This is a genomic window from Halomonas korlensis, assembly GCF_900116705.1.
Lineage (GTDB): Bacteria > Pseudomonadota > Gammaproteobacteria > Pseudomonadales > Halomonadaceae > Halomonas > Halomonas korlensis.
Window position 1 is genome coordinate 1 of sequence record NZ_FPBP01000029.1, and the last position, 4,050, is coordinate 4,050.

General features: G+C 62.1%; 3 protein-coding genes. All 3 read right to left on the minus strand.

What is annotated here, in order from left to right:
- Positions 1-693: 693 nt before the first annotated feature.
- The 3 genes from BM341_RS18785 to benC all read right to left on the minus strand — a co-directional run bounded on the left by BM341_RS18785 (position 694) and on the right by benC (position 3,915).
- Positions 694-1,938, minus strand: a complete 1,245-nt coding sequence (locus BM341_RS18785) for a benzoate/H(+) symporter BenE family transporter (protein ID WP_245784342.1) — start codon at positions 1,936-1,938, stop codon at positions 694-696.
- 139 nt (positions 1,939-2,077) lie between these two features.
- Positions 2,078-2,875: a benzoate diol dehydrogenase BenD gene (benD, locus tag BM341_RS18790; protein WP_089797849.1), complete on the minus strand. Its 798-nt coding sequence runs from the start codon at positions 2,873-2,875 to the stop codon at positions 2,078-2,080.
- Positions 2,872-3,915, minus strand: a complete 1,044-nt coding sequence (gene benC / locus BM341_RS18795; RefSeq protein ID WP_089797851.1) for a benzoate 1,2-dioxygenase electron transfer component BenC — start codon at positions 3,913-3,915, stop codon at positions 2,872-2,874. Before benC ends, benD begins: the two co-directional genes overlap by 4 nt.
- Positions 3,916-4,050: the final 135 nt, after the last annotated feature.

Genomic DNA, 4,050 nt, shown 5'->3' on the forward strand with positions numbered 1-4,050 from the left:
TCTTCCTCGGTGACGTCGAAGTCGTCGATCAGCCGGTACAGGTCGGACAGCAGCCGGTGCATGATCTGCTTGGCGCGCGGGTTGCCGCCCGTCTGGTCAAGGCCGGCGACGGTGTTCAGAAAGGCCTGCACCTCGGGTGTCTCAAATATCTTCACGGTCATGGTCATGCTCTCGTCGTTATCGTTGTGCCCTGCTGTCGCGTCAGGGATGCAAGGCATGTGATCAGGGCCTCCGACTGTTTAACAGCTCACATCGGCGAAGGCGTTCTGGTTGTAGTGATTGGATTCTGGCCAGACAGCGGGGTCGCCACCAATATCGTTTAAGTTCACCTCCATACCTCAAGGGTATCGCCATGGTGGGGATAATGGCCCCTCGCTTCTCGCACATGGCGAAAATAACCAAAGGGAAAACAAGGTGTTGAAATGTAACCTGGACCATGGTCTACGATAGTCGGTATTTCACCTGTGATACGGCGACTAACCGTGCCGAGTCTGATCCCTTTACAGCGCCCCCTGACGGGGTCACGGCGGGTGCCTGGACGACGACTCAACCTTTTTGACCTCAGGGGTTGAGACAAAAGGATAAGAGGCCAAGGCAACGGCCCCGGGGAGCCATGAAAAAAGCCCGCGCTGCCGAAACAGCCACGGGCCAAGGAAGATCACGGAGTCTTGACCGCCATCCGGCGGTTTGGGATCACTGGGCGGCCTGCTCCTCACCGATCTTGCGGATGAACTCGAAGTCCTTGGTCTCGAAGATCAACGAGATCAGCACGCCCAATACCAGCGCCCAGAAAGAGGAGCCGATCTCGAGGATCTGCAGGCCCGAGGTGGCAATAAGGAAGGCGAACAGCGCGCCCATGGTGTGCTTCTTGCCTGCGAAAGCCATCGACAGGGCCGACGTCAGGACTCGCATCAGGGCCAGGCCGGCAACGATGGCGATGAAGTAGCCCGGCATGGTCTGGATAAGGTCGAAGAAGTAGCCATAGAAGGGGCCACAAACCACGAAGATCGCCCCGGCGATCGCCGCCGCCACCCAGCGCCGATCCTTGTGGCCGGCTTCCGGCGAGGAGCAGATACCGGTCATCGGTGCGGCGATGCAGGTGCTGTGGAGGTTGAAGAAAGCAGAAATCATGGTGGCGAAGCCGTTCACGGCAGTGATGCCATTCGCCGGCACCTCCTTGTAACCCATGCCCTTGACCAGCCCCACACCGGCGGGAGTCTCCATACCAACCAGGATCAGGGCTAGGGGCAGGCCGTAGGCCAAGAAGGCCCCCATGGTGAACTCGGGTAAGACGAACTCGGGGAAGGTGACCGAGAACTCGACCCCGGACAGGTCGACACCGGTTGCCGTCAGGTAGAGGATGCCGGCCACCATGGAGACGATAAGCGGCGGCACTCGCCTGAGCAGCCGTGCCGAGATGAAGAAGGTCAGGATCATGATCGAGGCTGGCAGGATCGCACTCTCCAGCGGCGAGACCATGTTGATGCCGAACTTGAGCAGGATACCGGCGACCATACCCATGACGATCGGCATCGGAATCAACCGCATGACCATACTCATCATCCCGGCCAGGCCAGCGATCAGCGAGATCGCACCGGCGATCAGCGTCGCCCCCAGGGCGGGTCCCAGCCCGACCTGGGGAATCACTGCCGCGAAGAGCAGCGCCCCCGGGATCGAGTTGGCCATCGGCAGGGGCAGACGATAGTAAGAGGGCACCAGCATGCCGAAGATGCCGTTGATCACGAAGTAGCTGATCACCCAGACCATGATGAAGGCGGGGTCGAGGCCCGCGGCCGTTCCGGCGCTGATATGGATGACCCCGGCGCTCAAGCCGAAGATCCCGGCCACCAGGCCGGCACTGACATTGTCAGGGTTGAGATCCCTGACAAAATCCTTGGGGAGGTTCTTGAAGCCCACCCCTTTTTCGATATGTTTCACGATGTACTCCAGGGAATCGTTATTGTCGTTGGCGTTGGGTAGGGCGCTGAGCCGGGGCCGACTCCCGGGGGAAGCAGGAGTCAGCACCGGCCAGTCCCGAGCGCTTCGCAGGAGAAGGCGACCAGGAAAGGACGCACTACTAGCCGAGGTCGCCGCCTGCCACCGGCAGCACGCTGCCAGTGATGTAGCTCGCGTCATCGGAGGCCATGAACAGGATCGGCGCGGCCATTTCGTCCAAGGTGCCGTAGCGCCCCATCAGGCAACTCTGCTTGGTCTGGTCGATATGCGCCTGGAACCAGGCCTGCTCGGTCTCGTTGCGCGGCTCGGGGGTACCGCGCGAGATACGCCGCGGTGGTGCCTCGGTGCCACCCGGGGCGGTGGCCACCACGCGAATGCCATGCTCGGCATACTCGAAGGCCAGCGACGCCGTCATGGCGTTGACACCGCCCTTGGCCGCCGAGTAGGGAATCCGATGAATCCCGCGGGTCGCCGCCGATGAGATGTTGACGATGACGCCACACCCCTGCTCCACCATGGTGGGCAGCGCTGCACGACAGCACCACAGGGTGGGCATCAGCGAGCGGTTAATCTCGGCCGATATTTGATCAGGGGTGAACTCGGTGAACGGCTTGAAATTGATCGCCCCGCCCACGTTGTTGATCAGGATATCGAGACGCCCGAAGTGTTCGACGGTACGCGCCATGACGTCTTCGGCCCCCTCCCAGGTCTCGAGGTCCGCCTGCAGGGCGATGGCCTCGACGCCCTGCCCACGCAGCTCGTCCACGACCTCCTGGACATGGTCGGCTCGGTCCACCAGCGCCAGGCGCGCGCCCTCGCTGGCGGCGCGCTCGGCGACCCGCTGCCCGATCCCCTGGGCAGCGCCGGTGATCACCATGACCTTGTCCCGAAAACGTGCGGTAGCGGGTTGGGCGCTCATGAGGCCTCCTTGGGCGCCTGGTTCGGCGTAAACTTCTCGTAATGGAAGCTCTGCGGCACGATGCCTTCCTTGTCGAAATACTTGAGCACGGCATCGACCATCGGGGGTGGCCCGCACAGGTAGACGTCGATGTCACCGTCGTGCATCACCTCGGCATCCATATGATGGGTGACGTAGCCCTTGCGGGGGTGCTCGCTTGCCTCGTCTACCACCACGGTAGAGTAGGTGAAGGTGGGCAATTCCTTCGCAAAGTGCTCCAGGGCGTCGACCTTGACCAGGTGGTCGTCCTTGTTGACGCCGTAAATCAGGTGCATCGGCTGCTCATTGGACTCCCCTTCCGCCTTCTTCTGTACCAGCAGTTCGAGCATGGAGAGGAAGGGGGCCAGGCCAGTGCCGCCGGCCAGCATCAGCACCGGGCGGGTAATCTCGCGCAGGTAGAAGCTGCCCATCGGCCCGGTCAGGGCCAGCCGTTCGCCGACCTTGGCGCGCTCGGTCAGATAGCCGCTCATTACCCCGCTGGGGATATTGCGGATCAGGAAGGTCGCACGCCGATCGCCGGGCTTCGAGCTGAAGGAGTAGGAGCGGTGCTCTTCGGTGCCGGGCACATCGATATGAATGTACTGCCCCGGCAGGAAGGTCAGTGCGGCCTCGTCGTCCAGGTCCACGCCCAGCTCGATGCTGTCCTCGGAGAGCTGTTCGACCACGGCCAAGGTGCCCTCTAGCTTGCCCACCGCGGTCTTGCACACAGAGGAGGCCACCGGGATCTGGATGACGCAGTCGGAGGACGGCACCATCTGGCAGGTCAGCACCTGGCCTTCAGCGGCCTCTTCGTCGGAGAGCGCCTCCTCCAGATACTCATCCCCCATATCGAACTCGCCCTGCTCGCAGTGCCCCTTGCAGGTGCCACAGACGCCGTCGGAACAGTCCATCGGCAGGTTGACCTTCTGCCGATAGGCGGCGTCGAGGACCGTCTCCCCCTCCTTGCAGCCGATGAAGCGGGTCACGCCGTCCTCGAAGTTGAGGGCAATGGTGTAGCTCATGGTCGAATCTCCTCCCGCACCCGATCAGATGTGATACACATCGATGACCTGGTGGATGTAGTCGTTGTTGAGTTGCACGACCTTCTTGGTGATCAACGGCGTCTCGCCCGACACGTCCAGGGTGTAGAAGGCATG

Coding starts and splice junctions, on each gene's coding strand:
- benD (WP_089797849.1), bottom strand. CDS start 2,875: ATGAGCGCCCAACCCGCTACCGCACGTTTTCGGGACAAGGTCATGGTG.
- benC (WP_089797851.1), bottom strand. CDS start 3,915: ATGAGCTACACCATTGCCCTCAACTTCGAGGACGGCGTGACCCGCTTC.